Annotated in this window: 19 protein-coding genes and 2 pseudogenes; 14 read left to right on the forward strand and 7 right to left on the reverse strand. The window is 57.5% G+C overall.

Translation table 11 applies throughout. The features are described 5' to 3' along the window. Positions 1-33 precede the first annotated feature (33 nt). The 5 genes and pseudogenes from BLIJ_RS07200 to BLIJ_RS15300 form a co-directional block, all read left to right on the forward strand. On the forward strand, positions 34-375 hold the full coding sequence (locus BLIJ_RS07200; protein WP_012577722.1) for a hypothetical protein: 342 nt from the start codon (positions 34-36) through the stop codon (positions 373-375). Between the two features lie 302 nt (positions 376-677). After that, entirely contained in the window at positions 678-1007 is a 330-nt protein-coding gene (locus BLIJ_RS14340) for a hypothetical protein (RefSeq protein WP_126386323.1), read from the forward strand. 274 nt (positions 1008-1281) lie between these two features. Beyond that, positions 1282-2526: an MFS transporter gene (locus tag BLIJ_RS07210; RefSeq protein ID WP_012577724.1), complete on the forward strand. Its 1245-nt coding sequence runs from the start codon at positions 1282-1284 to the stop codon at positions 2524-2526. A 122-nt stretch (positions 2527-2648) separates the two neighbouring features. After that, entirely contained in the window at positions 2649-3695 is a 1047-nt protein-coding gene (gene truD, locus BLIJ_RS13625) for a tRNA pseudouridine(13) synthase TruD (RefSeq protein ID WP_256756192.1), read from the forward strand. A gap of 49 nt (positions 3696-3744) precedes the next feature. Beyond that, positions 3745-3879 (forward strand): annotated as a pseudogene (locus BLIJ_RS15300) (transposase); the annotation flags it as partial. On the opposite strand, the gene BLIJ_RS15180 reads toward BLIJ_RS15300, so the two are convergent. The 4 genes from BLIJ_RS15180 to BLIJ_RS14690 form a co-directional block, all read right to left on the reverse strand. Continuing rightward, positions 3867-3992, reverse strand: coding sequence for a hypothetical protein (locus tag BLIJ_RS15180; protein WP_256756191.1), 126 nt, complete (start codon positions 3990-3992; stop codon positions 3867-3869). The pseudogene BLIJ_RS15300 and the gene BLIJ_RS15180 sit on opposite strands and share 13 nt — an antisense overlap. Before the next feature lie 262 nt (positions 3993-4254). Further along, positions 4255-4575, reverse strand: coding sequence for a hypothetical protein (locus BLIJ_RS07220; protein ID WP_012577727.1), 321 nt, complete (start codon positions 4573-4575; stop codon positions 4255-4257). 408 nt (positions 4576-4983) lie between these two features. Next, complete coding sequence (locus BLIJ_RS07225; RefSeq protein WP_011068121.1) at positions 4984-5790, reverse strand: Abi family protein; 807 nt, start codon at positions 5788-5790, stop codon at positions 4984-4986. A gap of 162 nt (positions 5791-5952) precedes the next feature. After that, a complete protein-coding gene (locus tag BLIJ_RS14690) occupies positions 5953-6207 on the reverse strand; it encodes a hypothetical protein (protein ID WP_003829406.1) in 255 nt (84 codons plus the stop codon). A gap of 898 nt (positions 6208-7105) precedes the next feature. On the opposite strand from BLIJ_RS14690, the gene BLIJ_RS14355 reads away from it, so the two are divergent. Further along, positions 7106-7315 (forward strand): hypothetical protein, encoded by a 210-nt coding sequence (locus tag BLIJ_RS14355; protein WP_143247670.1) that lies wholly within the window; start codon positions 7106-7108, stop codon positions 7313-7315. A 400-nt stretch (positions 7316-7715) separates the two neighbouring features. Here BLIJ_RS14355 and BLIJ_RS07235 read toward each other — a convergent pair whose 3' ends face one another. From BLIJ_RS07235 to BLIJ_RS15305, 3 genes and pseudogenes are all read right to left on the reverse strand, one after another. Beyond that, positions 7716-8711 carry a histidine kinase gene (locus tag BLIJ_RS07235; protein WP_012577729.1) on the reverse strand — a complete coding sequence of 332 codons (996 nt, stop codon included), beginning with the start codon at positions 8709-8711 and terminating at the stop codon, positions 7716-7718. A 144-nt stretch (positions 8712-8855) separates the two neighbouring features. Beyond that, complete coding sequence (locus BLIJ_RS15015; protein WP_231837816.1) at positions 8856-9161, reverse strand: response regulator transcription factor; 306 nt, start codon at positions 9159-9161, stop codon at positions 8856-8858. 62 nt (positions 9162-9223) lie between these two features. Continuing rightward, positions 9224-9589: pseudogene (locus tag BLIJ_RS15305) on the reverse strand (response regulator); the annotation flags it as partial. An 86-nt stretch (positions 9590-9675) separates the two neighbouring features. Here BLIJ_RS15305 and BLIJ_RS07245 point away from each other — a divergent pair. The 8 genes from BLIJ_RS07245 (at position 9676) to BLIJ_RS07280 (ending at position 14892) form a co-directional block, all read left to right on the forward strand. Then, positions 9676-10191, forward strand: a complete 516-nt coding sequence (locus BLIJ_RS07245; RefSeq protein ID WP_013140733.1) for a hypothetical protein — start codon at positions 9676-9678, stop codon at positions 10189-10191. Next, positions 10188-11078 (forward strand): efflux RND transporter periplasmic adaptor subunit, encoded by an 891-nt coding sequence (locus tag BLIJ_RS07250; protein WP_014484913.1) that lies wholly within the window; start codon positions 10188-10190, stop codon positions 11076-11078. Before BLIJ_RS07245 ends, BLIJ_RS07250 begins: the two co-directional genes overlap by 4 nt. Next, the gene (locus BLIJ_RS07255) at positions 11075-11755 is read left to right on the forward strand and encodes an ABC transporter ATP-binding protein (protein WP_003829413.1); all 681 of its coding nucleotides are present in this window, start codon (positions 11075-11077) and stop codon (positions 11753-11755) included. Before BLIJ_RS07250 ends, BLIJ_RS07255 begins: the two co-directional genes overlap by 4 nt. Then, positions 11752-12921, forward strand: a complete 1170-nt coding sequence (locus BLIJ_RS07260; protein WP_012577732.1) for an ABC transporter permease — start codon at positions 11752-11754, stop codon at positions 12919-12921. Before BLIJ_RS07255 ends, BLIJ_RS07260 begins: the two co-directional genes overlap by 4 nt. Before the next feature lie 184 nt (positions 12922-13105). Further along, on the forward strand, positions 13106-13375 hold the full coding sequence (locus tag BLIJ_RS07265; protein ID WP_014484914.1) for a type II toxin-antitoxin system RelB/DinJ family antitoxin: 270 nt from the start codon (positions 13106-13108) through the stop codon (positions 13373-13375). Positions 13376-13378: 3 nt separating this feature from the next. Further along, the gene (locus BLIJ_RS07270; RefSeq protein ID WP_003831807.1) at positions 13379-13672 is read left to right on the forward strand and encodes a type II toxin-antitoxin system RelE/ParE family toxin; all 294 of its coding nucleotides are present in this window, start codon (positions 13379-13381) and stop codon (positions 13670-13672) included. 57 nt (positions 13673-13729) lie between these two features. Beyond that, complete coding sequence (locus BLIJ_RS15025) at positions 13730-14164, forward strand: hypothetical protein (protein ID WP_012577734.1); 435 nt, start codon at positions 13730-13732, stop codon at positions 14162-14164. A gap of 176 nt (positions 14165-14340) precedes the next feature. Next, the gene (locus tag BLIJ_RS07280; RefSeq protein WP_012577735.1) at positions 14341-14892 is read left to right on the forward strand and encodes an RNA polymerase sigma factor; all 552 of its coding nucleotides are present in this window, start codon (positions 14341-14343) and stop codon (positions 14890-14892) included. Positions 14893-14901 lie beyond the last annotated feature (9 nt).

Here is a 14901-nt window from a genome sequence, read left to right on the forward strand (position 1 = left end):
ACCGCAGGTGGAAAGATTTAAGGAGTGTATGAAATGACTGATGAAACGCAAGAAACCAAGAGCCTGCTGACCCAGGCCGAAAAGGATCAGGCCGTTAAGGCGGCCCGCACCAACGACCTGCGTCGTCTGATCGCGATCCTGTTCGTCATCTACGGTGTGATCGTGACGATCGTTGGCATCGTGGCACCGAACATGAACGGTGCCGACACCAACGGCATTGCGATCAACCTGTGGACCGGCATCATCATGCTGGTCATCGGAATCCTCTTCGAGGTGTGGTGCCGCGTCAAGCCGCTGTCGGCCGACGACATCATCGCCTCCGCCGAGGAGTCGGCGCGTAAGGCGCAGGTTAAGCACGAAGGCGACAAGAAGTGATTCTCGCCTGACCTTCGTCGGTCGAAACGGGTCCGTGATCGGACGTGGTTCATAACCGACGCAAAAGGGACCATCGGAGCAATCCGACGGTCCCTTTTCGTGTTCGTTGTGTGCATACAATGCCGAAATATCCCATCAGTCGCACTAGGGTGTGTTTACATTATTTTTCCAATAAGAAACTGGAATATGAAACGCGCTCGGTAAAATCGTTGAAGGATGAGCAGCGCCGGATATGCTCATTTATCCGTTTTTTTGAAGATTTTTTTTCATACCTTATTTTGAATCAATACTTGAATGACGAGATGGCAACTCTTCTTCAAAGAATCGCTGATCTGTTTAGGCAGAGGCTTCAGAACATCAATATCATGGTCATCCAAGCAAATCGATTCAAAATAATTAACAAGGATGAGTACTACGAACTTCTTTCACTATTGACTAAAATGAAAGAAATTGTAGGAAAGCAAATACGTTTGCTTTCAAGCAATGGATACCTATTTGACCAATTTGAGGCATTCGTACGCAGCAATAACATAGGGTATCCAGTCAAAATTCCTACAGAACGGTGCGGCAGTTGCTGTTCAAAAACAGATTTCTTTGATTTTTCAAAACGCATTCTTACCAACTATGCATGAGGACATGTCCCATCTGCGGAATCTATTCCATCCAAGTGGGCAGCGAAAAGTTCATTCAGCATTATTCTGTGACTAATGAAGCAGGGAATACAGCATTCTCGATAGCCACTACAGGGTATGAATTTTACTATTTCCGACTGTATGATAAAACTCATGACACTCTTGCATATGAGCAATTCGGAGAGTGTGGTGAGAACATCAGAATGCACACGGACAGTCTGTCTCCCGATGTACACTCTTATAAGGTTTGGTAGGGATGGGGTCGCGTATTCACATGGAAAATTTATCAAGGAGGGGGAATAACTGGGTTTATCTGCTTTCCGTTGTAAGCGATAATCTCGGCAGTTCGTTGATGACTTTCGTGTTGCCGCTTATCGTGCTCGACCTTACCGGTTCCGGTATTCATCTTTCGATCATCTCTTCGTTCGAGACGCTGCCGTTCTTGCTGCTGGGTCTGCCTTTCGGCGCTATTGTGGACAGGTGCGACGTCAGGAAGGTGCTCATCCGTTCCGATGCCATCAGATTCGGAGGATACGCGTTGCTCGCGGCGGTTCTTTCGGCTCGGAGCAACGCGACCATGACGCTGATAGCCATCTATCTCGTCACCTTGGTCATAGGGTGCACCAATGTGTTCAGCTCCGTTTCCGAGATGACGTTCATCTCGTATTTCGTGTCGAAATCGGATTATTCGAAGATGAACAGCATCGTGTACGGCATCCAGTACACGGCCGGGCTGCTCATCCCGCTTGCCGGCGGGGCGCTCTACTCCGTGGTGCCGATGGGGCTGCTGGCCCTGATCTGCGCCGCGTGTTTTCTTCTCAGTGCGGGTGCCATTCTCCTGATGAGGGTCGGTTCCTCGAAGGGCGCCGGCGGGTTGAGGGGCCCCGTGCCGGCCGCGGTGCGAACGGTCATCGGCGACACCCGGCAGGGGCTTTCCTATCTGAAGACCAGGCGTGTGGTTCTCTACCCGCTTGTGCTGGCCGCGTTGTTCAACGTGCTGACCGGGAATTTCCAGAACGACAGCCTCGTCATCATGCGCAAGAGTCTGAGCTTCACGTCGGGCCAGGTCGGCTTGGTCATGTCGGTTACGGCCATGGGCGCGTTGGCGGGGACCTTCATCGTCAACCTGCTGAACAGAAGCTTCAAGTTCGAAACGGTCCTGATCGCGAACTTCCTCGTCCAGATGTGCTTCCGTCTCCTGTTTGTGGCGTTCGGCAACATCTTCGCGGTGGCGGCGACGCTGTTCGTGGTGGACCTGTGCCAGTCCGTGCTGAACATCATCATTATCACGAACCGGCAGAATCTGGTCGAAACCCGTTACCTCGGGAGGGTGACGAGCATATACAAGGCGGTTCTGATCGGGGTCAATTCGCTCGGTTTCATATACGGAGGCACCCTGTCGAACACCTTCGGCCAGAGGAACGCCGTCCTATGGTCAGGCGTCGAAATCCTGATACTGACCATGATTGGTATCGGAGCCTACGCTCATCTCAACAAAGAAAGAACCACCGATGAGTAATGTCAAAATCAAAGAAATTCCTGAAGATTTCATAGTACATGAAATCTCAATTCCGACTTCCGACGGAGTATACACTCATTCAAGATATCGTCTAGCAAAAAGGATATAGCCCATTTGAAGCAATCGAGTGCATGTCAAGTTTCTTCGCACTCTCTTCTTCGCAGATAACCTATTGCGGTCTAAAAGACGAAGAGGGAATTACCACCCAAGAGGTGTCCATCAAAGTCCATATTCCTGATGAAGCTTTAGAGCGATTCAATGCAACGATGTATGCCAGTTCAGCATATATTGAACTAACTTATATTGGACAATCAAATTCACAGGAAATAGGAAAATTGCTCGGGAACGCATTCACTGTCACATTACGAAATTTAAGTGGTGACGATGCAGAGGCCTTTTCAGAAATTCATAAAAGAGACTATGCATTCCTGAATTATTATGACTATCAACGTTTTGGCATTCCCGGATACCCTCAAGTCACGCATCTTTTAGGGAAGGCTTTACTGGATCAAGACTATCAGCGCGCATTCAAGTTATATAGACTTAGCGGAAACACAAAAATTGATTCAGTAAAGGACCCGGAGAAGTTCTTCACAAGTGACGTTGATGCTCGAAAGTTATCATTTTTCAAAAATGCCTATTCTTCAAGCATTTGGAACAACGAACTCATGTACCTTGTACAACGCAACGTACCGAACACCGTAATTGATGATTCAACGGGAATAACCTACAGATTCTGCAAAAATCTGAAAGATGTACTTTTGCTCTTGCGACAGGGGGATAATTTACCGTATCTGAAATATGACGTGCAAGGTTCTCATCAATCCGAAAGGTCTCTCATAACTCATACGAGGGTTGAATGTCTAAATACATCTGACGACGAAAGGCACGCTAACTGCAAAAACGCAACAGTTACCTTCATTTTGCCGTCTGGCTGCTACGCAACAACTTTTATACGTCAGCTTTGCACATGTCTCATGCATCAAGGAACGTACCCCTTCGTCTGCTGCACACGGAAGCTACCAGATGAACTCACAAACTGCAACCTATCCTGTAGTTTCCATTCAATCCAAGCTATCAACGGTAGTATTATTGCAATAGTTCCCTCATGGATAAAAGGCAAATGTTTTCGCTTACCAGAAAGTCTCTTAGTCTTAGGTTTTGTGTGATGATTGGCGTGTGTGTACGCCGGGGTATGGCATCACGCTTGACCGGTTCATGAGGGTCGCGCACCTGTTGCCGCGACAGAGGGGCAACGTGGCGGTCGACAACTACAGGTTCGTCAACGCCCTGCTGTGGATGTGCAGGACGGGAGCCCCGTGGAGGGACCTGCCGGAGTGCTATGGCAAGTGGATCACCGTCTGCCGGCGGTTCAACCGCTGGTCCGGGAACGGCGCGATGGAACGCCTGTTCACGGCATTGCAGGAGGAGCGGATCATCGCCGTCGAGGTTTGGGTGCTCGCCATGGACTCCACGAGCGTGAAGGTCCACCAGCACGCGGTCGTGCCGCCCAAGAGGAACCGCACGGGCCCATGGGACTACGACAGGCAGGCGTACAAGGGGCGGAACATGGTCGAACGCGTCTTTCAACCGCATGAAGCACCACCGCAAGGCCGCCACCCGCTACGACAGGCTCGACGCCACCTTCCTCGCCAACCTCCAGCTCATCCTCATCGCCATCCAACTCAAAAACGCCAGCAAAACCAACTAGCGTAAACACACCATAGGTTACTTTCCCCGATACACGGCAGCGACGCCGAATATGATGAACAGTCCCAGCAGGAAGATCAGAGCTCCCGGCCGGTACGTGCGGTAGAAGTCGACCATATCCGGCTGCGCCAAAGGTACTGCCATGATATACACCAGCGCAGCGAACACGGCGCCGAGCGCGGAAACAACCAAGAACGCGCCTACGGCAAAACGCAGCAGGCCACGATCCGAGGTCCTCCGGCGCAGACCACGGCATCCCACGAAGACGAATACCGAGATCAGCAGGTAGAACAGCAGCCCGTACGTGGGCAGCATGTCGATAATCAGCAGATCGTTCATGGCATATCCTTTCGTGGCGCAATCCCATTCAACCTGCGCATGGCCGCAAGCGCAACATCGTGTCAAGTAATCGCATGACAGCAGGTTTCGTCCGGCTGCGACCGTGGCCACGATGAGCGGCATGGGACATGATAACATGACCGGGGCTGCGGCGCGGTCGATCCGTATCGCCCGTATTGGACAATGATCCGTTCGCCCTGGATGCGATGTGCGCGATGATCTCGGCCGTTTCCAAGGACTTCCATGTCATGTGGGGCACGGGTTCGCCCGCGGTGGCGATCGAGCATTGCCATAACCCGCATACCAGGCCGGACGTGCCGGTGTCGGATCCTAAGGAATCTGTTGGTGTCGCTGCAGCTCATTGCCATTCCCACTGAAGAGATGATTGGCGAAAACGATACTCACTACCTATTCATTAGGCTTCAGCTCGTGTTCGAGCACAAGTTTCATCTTGCTGTTATCCATCAACCATGCGTGTAGGTCTCGGTCCAGGATCATCGCCAGAGCGAAGCACGCCTGCGTCGCATTCTCCAATGCAATCCGTCGATTCTCACCCGGCAGAGGTATGCCGTTGACAAGCGGCTCATGGTGAGCGACCCGATTACGCAGGGCATGCACTGTTTTTACGATATCCAGCGCGTACTTTCTCGTCCAGCGTTCTTCCACTGCACGGGCATACTGGCGCCCATTGGAGAATGTCTTATCGAGTCCTTTGCGCCATAAATCGTTCTCATAATCTGCACGGCGCTGGTCTGGCCACTTCGTGTGGATTGTTCCGCCGTCTTCCAAGAGATTGCGCCAAAATCCGAATGTCAATGACGCTATGAGATGGCCATGCGTATGATTTTTTCGCTGGTGCGGGGTGAGATGGTTCCACGCTTCACGAATCTGGTACTGGGTTCGGTCATCGAATTGTAGCCCTGCCATATACCAGTCTTCAGTGCCATTCTGCTCCAGAGCGAGGAGGGAGAGTTGCCGGTCCATGCGGTTGCGCAGAGCGACCTCGAGGATGGCGATGTCGCCCATACAGGCGCTGGCCATGTCGTGATCCCACAGGTACAGCTCTAGCGCTGGGCATGAACGTCTTTGAGCCTCATAATTGTAGGTGGCAAGCCGTTCATCGGTAATGCACGCGCGCAGCGCCTTCTCCCGCGGACTTCCTTTCCTTGGAGTCCGTGAGAGGAAATCAGTTGTTGAATTTGACTGTCGGCTCATGGCTCATTATGATATATCAAGAATTCCCCCAAAGGGCCTCTCCGGACGGTCTTCGACTCAGCCGTGATGCACTGGGGGTTTCTTTTTATCTGGATAATCGGGGCTTGGTTGGTCTGGGCTCTTCTTCAGGACAATCGCATATGTTTCGGGAGTGCTCAGCTTTCAGACGAGGCATTCGAAGAAATGCCATTCCGAGGAATCGGCATCATGGATGATGATCAGCGTGCCGCCCTCATTGGTTATCTCCTTATGAGGCCGGTCGTAGAGCGCATCGAGCTGTGTTCCCAGGTTCAATCGCAGGGTCGCATCCGCTTCCTTGATTATGCGGATGTTCTCCTGGGGCAGTTGGCCACTGGAGTAATCCCTGCCGTCCAGAATGGTGCCGTCGACTTGTTCTGGGTCAGCGGCGACCTTCACGTACCGGTATCCGTCCCCATGAAAGCTTTCCTCGTCCTTGCTGACGATTGCCCGCGCATCCTCGGAAAATGAGATCGAGAACGTCTGCGACAGATTCGAAACCGGACTATAGCCCTAGTATCGAGTCCATCCGAACCATACTCCCGCCACTACCAACGCCGCGATGCCCAAAGCGATGATCGTTCCGGCCCGGCCACCGGCGGAAGGCTCACCTTTCCATACGCGGTTTCCCATCGTCGGCCTCCTAGCCTTAGCCGTAGGGTCTGCTAGATCAAAGTGTGTATTACTGATTAGCGTGAGGTCGCCGCCACTACGTGAGCGGTCGAAAACCTCATGCCACCCGGCAAATCCGAGAAGCGGTCGGAGAACTATTCGAAGCCGTCAGCTAATCCAGTGTTGAACGTACGCGACGACACCCAGAAACGCTCCTATACCCGCTCCGAGGAAGACGAATCCCCATCCCAACCAGTCAGCAAATCGATTGACCGGGGATTTCGCAAAGCCCTCCATCACCGAATTCGTTCCAGTCGAGCCCTCCCCTGATTCATGGTTGTCCTCCTCGGCATCCCTACATAAAACCCGTTAGTCCAATTCAATCCGTTCGCGCCCGCAAGCGCAACATCGTGTCAAGTAATCGCATGACAGCAGGTTTTGTCCGGCTGCGACCGTGGCCACGATGAGCGGCATGGGACATGATAACATGACCGGGGCTGCGGCGCGGTCGATCCGTATCGCCCGTATTGGACAATGATCCGTTCGCCCTGGATGCGATGTGCGCGATGATCTCGGCCGTTTCCAAGGACTTCCATGTCATGTGGGGCACGGGTTCGCCCGCGGTGGCGATCGAGCATTGCCATAACCCGCATACCAGGCCGGATGCGCTGGTGTTGGATATGGCGTGGGGGGAAAAATCACGGGCGCTGACGTGTGCCGGCGCATCCGTCGCAGGAGCGGCGGGACGGGCAGCGTGTTCACGTACGTGCACCGCGTGGCCGACAAGCTGGGAGTCGCCAGCCGCAAGGAGGTGCTGGACGCATGCGCCAGATACGATCTGCTCTGCCCCGGCTTTCCGAGCGGCTTGGCCTGCGGCATGCCGGGCATCCGGTGATCGCGGCGTCCTGCGCCGTATTGTCCGTGGCGGTGCTCGCGGAGTACGTGTTCTCGATGGCGGCACGGGTCCCCGGCACCGCGACCGTGCGCGATATCATGTTGGCTCTGGCTGTGCTTGCCGGCCTGGTCGGCGGCATGTTCCGCCCGGACCGGTTCCTGTGGCCGGCGCTTGTCACGGGCGTAATCCTCATGCTGGATGTCCCGATGGTCACGCCGGGACCGACGGCATGCCCGCCGACGAACACGAATACCAGCAACAGCTCGACGAATTGCGCGACGCCGCCAGCCGGGCCATGGGCCACACGCACGAGGTCATCGACTCGCTCGAAGAACACACACCAGCGCAAGCCAGCCGGACACCGAACAAGCCCACTGGCAGCTGGAGGCCGTCATTCCCTTTACCGGCGTGTTACAGACAATGGAATGGTGATGTTCGCGTTCCAGTTGTCGGAATCATCGGTGATGTCGAACGTCCCGGACATGGATTCGATAACGGTTCGGTATCTCTTGAGGCCGCTGCCGAGTCCGAGCCGTACCGCTTCGTCCTTTAGTACGTCGCTTGCCGAAATGATGACGTGCCGCCGGTCGAAGGAGATCGTGACGGCGTACCATTCGTGCGGGGCGGCGTGCTTGGCGATGTTCGCGTACAGTTCGTTGAGCAGTCCTTCGAGAAGGTCGAGGATGTCGTCCGCCAGTGGATGGTCGAACGTCCCGAGGATGTCGTCACCTTGGAATCCGAGGCCGCCAAGGCGACGTCGTTGCGATTGAATGATGCCGTCAAGCCGTTCACGCTGCTGTTCGATTTTCCTGTCGGTTTTGTCGTCGTTATTTGTTTTGACGATGCGGCTGCGATCGTCTGGTTTGTCGGTGCGTTCAAGTTGTCGTATCACCTGGTGGGTGTGGTCGAGCGCCGTTTCGGCGATGGCGCGCAGATCGGTGAGTTGGCGCTGATATTGCTCCCGATCGGCGGGGCAATCACTGCGGCTTGCCTGGTCGATGCGCAGGATCATGTAGGCGAGGTCGTTGCTGATGGTGTCGTGCAGGTGACGCGCCGTGTGTTCGCGGTCGAGTTGTTGCCTGAGTGTCGCGGTCGCCTGCCGTTGGGCGAACAGCAGGTTGAGACTGAACCCCAGCGACAATGGGCATAGGCACATGATGATCATGCCTACGATGTTCGACGAGGTGAGGTTGTTCTGCATGTTGTTCGCGGCGAGGGCGGCGAGGGCCGCCAGTGCGGAAGCGGCTCCAAGGCGGGGTTTGACGAACGAGAGGACCGCTATGGAGGTCAGTGCGGCGATCATGATGGTCGTCAACGGCGAGAACAGCCACAGCAACGCGTATCCTGAGACCGCGAACAGCAGACAGGCGGCCCATACCGGTGCCGCTCCGAGCATGGCGCACAGGACGGCGACGAGCCAGCGATATGCGTATGGTCGACCATGACAGCAGGTTCTGGGATGAGTACACGCCCATCTCTACGGGGATCGCCACTGCGAGGACCAACCCCGCGGCCAGTATGGCTGGGTGGTGTATACGGTTCAGAGCAGATCGTATCGGGCGCATATGGCGAGGGCCTCCTTGCGGTCGGCGGCATGGAGCTTGCGGCATGCCCTGTTGACGTAGGTGAAGACGCTGCCCTTGCTGACATTCAGGAGCGCGGCTATCTCGTCGGTGGATGATCCATGCGCGTAGAGGCGCAGTACGTCCCGTTCCCTGGAGGACAGCGATGGCTTGTCGTTTTCCGGCAGCCGGCCCTCGGTCGCGTGTCCTTCGTTGAGTTTGCGATTGGCTTCCCGTGCGGTGGGGAATCCGGTGCCGGGGACGGGCTCCCCTGTGCCGCGCATCGTATGGCCTGCGGGAGCTCTTTGACGATGTCATCTTTGGCTATCAGGCATTGTGCGCCCGCCTCGACCGCGTCTTGCCGATATGGATCAAGGTCATAGGAGGTGACGCACACCAAGCCGATCGTCGGAGTGCGCCGACGGATTCTGGCGCATATGTCCGCGCCGGTGATGCCTCCCAAGGCCATGTCGACGACCAGCACGTCGGGTCGCGCGCCGTGGGTCATACAGCGCTGCAATGCCATCGCCGGGGACGTGGTGCTCCAGATGATGTGGAACCGCGGGGAGAGACGGCTCGTCATCACGGCTATGGCGTTGAGGGCGAGCGAATCGTTGTCCAGCACCCCGATGGAGATGGTATGCGAGTCCGATAGGTCTGTCATGCCACCCATCGTATGCGCATCCCATGCTCCTCGACGTATCGTTGTCATGCGCGCGCATGACAGTCTTTTGCTCCCGGATCGCCGTCTGTGGGCTAATGGTTGGCGACAGTTGTGCAATCGTCCGAAGGAGCATGATGATGAAATCGGGAACACGACGCAGGGCCGCCATTCTGACCGCAGTGATGCTGCTGTCCGGTTGCGGGACGACTCCGAACGGCGGCACCTCGGGAAGTGGCGGCATGCTGACCTGGCAGCAGGCGAACGAGGAATACAAGGCGACCGTCGAGGATTTCCCCTTTGAACTGATGAACGGCGATGCGTTTCCAGCGAATATACCCAAGGCGCAGGCCGCGTCCTCGCTGTATGCCAAGGGAAGTGGGGAAGGACAGGCGTATGTCTACTGGCAGTGCTCGGTGGAACGCGACATTCTCGACAACAGCCAGACCAACGCGGAAGCAGCCCGAGGCGCCCTCCAGCAGCTGCGCAAGCTGCTGGATACCGACTGGTTCAAGAACTACTACGAGGACAAGGATGGCATATACGAGAACGATGTGATCGGCAAATCCGAACTCGGCGACTATTCGACCATGCGGGACTTCTACACCACGGACTGCACATGGTACCGGCATGAGAACGGACTGACGAAATGAATGCGATCGCACCGTTCAAATGCCTGTTGGCGTGCGTGACGGCCACGACGATGTGCGCGATGATGACGGCTTGCTCGCCGTCGCGGACGCCATCGTCCGACGCCTCCTCCACGGCGAAGCGGCCAGCATCCACGGTCGAGGTGCGTAGGGGCGGCATCACGCCGTTGTCCTCTTCCTCCACCGGCGTGCAGGTGGCTCCTGTGTTCTCGCTTACGACTCCGGCGAAAGGCTGGTTCCACTCCACGACTGATCAAGGAGCATACGTGCATGCGGGCGACGTGTTGGGTACCGTCGGCGATCAGCAGGTCACGGCTCCGGTCGACGGCGTGATCGAAACGGTCGCGCAGGCCAACGACATGGCCGCGGACTATCCGCTGTTCTCGATACGGTATGGCGGCATGAGCGCCAGCGTGGACGCGACCGCGCTGCTGGCGACCATAGACCCGGACCAGCCGTTGACGGGCCGATTCCAAATCACCGACGCGCAGGGGCCCACGGACTGTGCCGCGGTAGTGAATGACGGCGTCGCCACTCCGCCCTCATCAGCGGAAGATACGGCCGGATCGGCGACGACTGCGCATGGGACGGAATCGACTCGCACACTGCAATGCCTGTTCCCAAAGGACGTGCAGGCGCGTCCCGGGCAGAACGCCACCGTGGTACTGACCGCGACGGCGGTCGAGGACGCCTTGATCCTGCCTGTCACCGCAGTCGCCGGCAGGCTCGCCTCCGGCCAGGTCAGCAGGCGTGACGGAGATTCGTTCGCCACCGTGAACGTGAAGTTGGGGGCATCGGACGGCACGTCGATCATCATCCTCGACGGTCTCGAGGAAGGTGACATGGTGTCTGCGACAGCTCCGAATCTCACACCGGGAGCGCAATCATGAGCACACTCATCCGGTTGGAACATCTGAGCGCCGAAGTCCGGCTGCCCGACGGCGAACGCCTGACGACGGTGGACGATGTCAGCGCATCGTTCGAGAGGGGAACGTCCACCGCCATCATCGGGAAATCAGGATCCGGCAAAACCAGTCTCGCCTCCATCGTCGGGCTGCTCAACAACGACTATGACGGAACGCTCTCCTATGACGGGCGGGACTGCGCCGCGTGGAACGACGCCGACCGGGCGCGCTTCCGCTGCCGGCATGTCGGCTTCGTGTTCCAGAACTACTCCCTCATACCGCATCTGAGCGCATGGGAGAACGTGGCACTCCCATTGCAATACCGGGGAGGTATCCCCCTGCGGGTCATCAGAAGACGAGCCTCGCGCATGCTGCACACCGTCGGGCTCGGGAGCCGGACGGTGTGCAGCATGCCGTCGCGCCTGTCGGGAGGCGAACAGCAGCGCGTGGCCATCGCCCGAGCGCTGGTGGGCGATCCCGATCTGCTGATCTGCGACGAGCCAACCGGCGCGCTCGACACCGAAACCGGCGACATGGTCGCCGACATACTGTTCCGACATGTTCGTGAACTCGGGGTCACACTCATCCTCGTCACGCACGACCCGCAGCTCGCCGCCCGATGCGAACGCCGACTGACGATCGACAGGGGGCGACTGTCGTGATCCGCATGATCGCCAAGGATCTGCGCATCAACCCGTTGCGTACCAGCCTCACCGCCCTGTCGATGTTCATCGGCATCATCGCCCTCATCGCCGGCGTTCTCGACGGCACGCTCGGACGCGACTATCTGGAAGCGGTCAACGCGCGACTGGGAGGCAAGTCACCCACCTATAGCGCCATCGTCGACGTGCCATCATCGGTGAACATACAAGTCGTCACGGCTTTGCAGGAACGCCTCGCGCATTTCCGTCCGGGAATCGCATCGGCGCAATATCACCTCAACGACCTCGCCATATGGGCGTCGTCCGGTGACGGCAACACGGAGATACGCCGCGTCACCATCATCATCACCGACGCCGAACGGACAAGAATCATGCCCGCCCCCATCATCGAGGGTACATGGCTGACCGGAGCGGACGAACCCGCCACGCTGGAAACCGCAGTCAACGAAAGCGCCCGCCAATACGTGCATGATGGCACCGTGGCACTCGCCCGGACAGGAAATCCGCAACAGGTGCCGGCACGGGTGAACGGTGTCATCGCCGACGGGACGGACACACCCACCATCTACGTCAACGCGACCACACTGCAACGCTACTGGCCGCAAGCCTGGGAACTGGATGGGCTGACCATCCTCGTCCATCCCAATGAAGGCGTGGACGATCAACACGCCAAAACCGTGTTGGACGATCTGTTGTCCGACGTCGGGACCGGCAGCATATCGTCATGGAACCGTTCCGACAACGCCGATGATTACGAGCAGGTCATCGGTTTTCTCCAACTCGGCGTCACCGTCACCGCGATATTACTGTTGTCGGTATCCGCCATCGGCATGATCAACATCGGATTGGCCGGCATCGAGCAACGCTCGCACGAGCTGCTCATCCGCCGCGCACTGGGCGCGACCAGAGCCGGCATAGCCATACAGGTCATCGGCTCGTCCGTGCTGCTCGGCCTCATCATCGCCTTCGCCGCGGTGCTCATCTCCGCGGTGCTGGTCTGGGCAATTCCGTGGATGATGCCCGCCGACTCGCCGCTGGAACCGCCCGCATACCCATATACGGCGGCGATGATTGCGGCCTGTGCGTCCATCGTCACCTCGCTTGTCGGCTCTCTTGCCCCGGCCATCAAAGCCATACGGCTGCAACCCGCGCTGGCGTTGCGATGAACCAGAAGCCATTCTGGACAAGCCCGCCGACAGCTGGATGGTCGGCATTCCGATCATCGATTGCATCCGGTAAACGATCCGCTTGCGGGATGTGTACCATGGTCGAGATGCCGCAACCGCAGAATGTTGACTATTAGCATACAAATACATACTATTGTCTTACGTAATGATGTTGGAGGTTAATGTGAGCATGGCATCCGTCACAGTCCGCGTGGATGCGGACACCAAGCAGAAAGCCGCAAACATTGCCGAGGATCTCGGTCTGGACTTGTCTTCGGTCACCCGCGCCTTCTACAAGCAGATTGTCCGGGAGAGGCGCATTCCCCTAAACCTTTCCTATACGACCGTGCCGCCTGAAACCATGGAGGCCCTTGACGAGGCGAAGAACAGGCTCGCCGACGGCAAACCTCGTTTCAACAGTGCCGATGAGATGTTCGATTCGTTGGTAATCTGATCAATGCTCAAACCGGATTACACAGCGGCATTCCAGCGAGATATCAAGAAACTCAAACGCAAGCACACTGATTTACGCCCGCTGAAAGAAGTCATTCGTCTGGTTCTTGAGGACACGGCGGACTCCAAGGAAGTATTGAGGCGTAGGCATCGCGCCCACACACTTACCGGTGATTTAAACGGCGTATTGGAATGCCACATCGGCAATGCCGGCGACTGGCTGCTTCTATGGATTCGCGATGATGGTACCGCCATGTTCATGCGAACCGGCAGCCATGACGAACTGTTGGGCAAATAGCGGGTTTACATCCTGCTTTGAACCGGCCGATGGCGATTTGAGTGCGGCAGTCGGCCCGTGCCCGCAGAAGCCGGCATCGCCTCGCAGCGTGCCGGTCTGCAATCGCTGATCGACGAGGAGGAGTCCAGGCTCGAAGCCCCGGGATTCACCGGCGACAACCTGCTCGCCGAACCACACCGGCCGCTCACGCCGGAGACCATGCGACTGCTGTCGGGCTTGCCGGCGGAACTGTACGCGAACATCGCCGAACACGCCGACCGGGGCGAATGGTACGCCATCTGCGTCACCTTCGACACGGACGCCATCCACGTCTCCGCCAGCGACACCACCACACCCGCCGACATGGGACTCGGCCTGGGGCAGCGGCCTCGACCGCTACCGGACCATCATCGAAACACACGGCGGCACCTTCCAAACCCACACCGAACAAGCCCACTGGCAGCTGGATGTCAGCATTCCTGCCAAGAACTAGCCAGGCTTGGGACTCGGTAATGCACGCGCGCAACGATTTCTTCTGTGAGTTTCTGTTCTTCTACACAACTTAATCCGATATGCCTTCCGGGCGTGTCGTTGCTCGTGTCGTGAACCGTCGGTTCGTTTCTAGCTACATACATCAATGAACGTTTGTTTACGATGTGCCGTGGAAGGAGCCGCATACGCAGGATGACATGACCTCGCCCGGTGGGGCGGTGATGCGCGACGAGGATCTGCTCGCGCGGGTCGCCTCCGGGGACGAACGCGCCTTCGAGACCCTGTATGGGCGTCACGCTGCGGCGGTGCGGGCGCTCGTGCGCGTGCGCGTGCCGGATGCCGGCACGGCCGAGGAGGTGTGCGCCGACGTCTGGCTGGGCTGCTGGCGGTCGGCGAGGGCGTTCCGTGGTGATGCGAAGGTGCTGTCCTGGCTGCTGGGCATCGCGAAACGGCAGATCTACATGCGCGTGCGGCGCGTACGCCCGAATGTGACCGCGTTGGACGATGCGCCCGAACCGCGTGACGATGGACCGAGTCCGGAGACGGCCGTGCTGTCCGAAGCGGGCGTGGATGATCTGATGGCGTTGTTGCGCCGGCTGCCCGTCGAACTGGTGGAGACGGCCACGTTGGCGTGGCTGCACGGCCTGTCGTACCGGCAGATCGCCGATTTGTCGGACGTGCCGGAAGGCACGGTCAAATCCCGTATCTCGCGTGCGCGCCGTCTGCTGCGCGCGCAACTCGACCGCTAAAACGATGCG

Source organism: Bifidobacterium longum subsp. infantis ATCC 15697 = JCM 1222 = DSM 20088 (genome assembly GCF_000269965.1).
Classification (GTDB): Bacteria; Actinomycetota; Actinomycetes; order Actinomycetales; family Bifidobacteriaceae; genus Bifidobacterium; species Bifidobacterium infantis.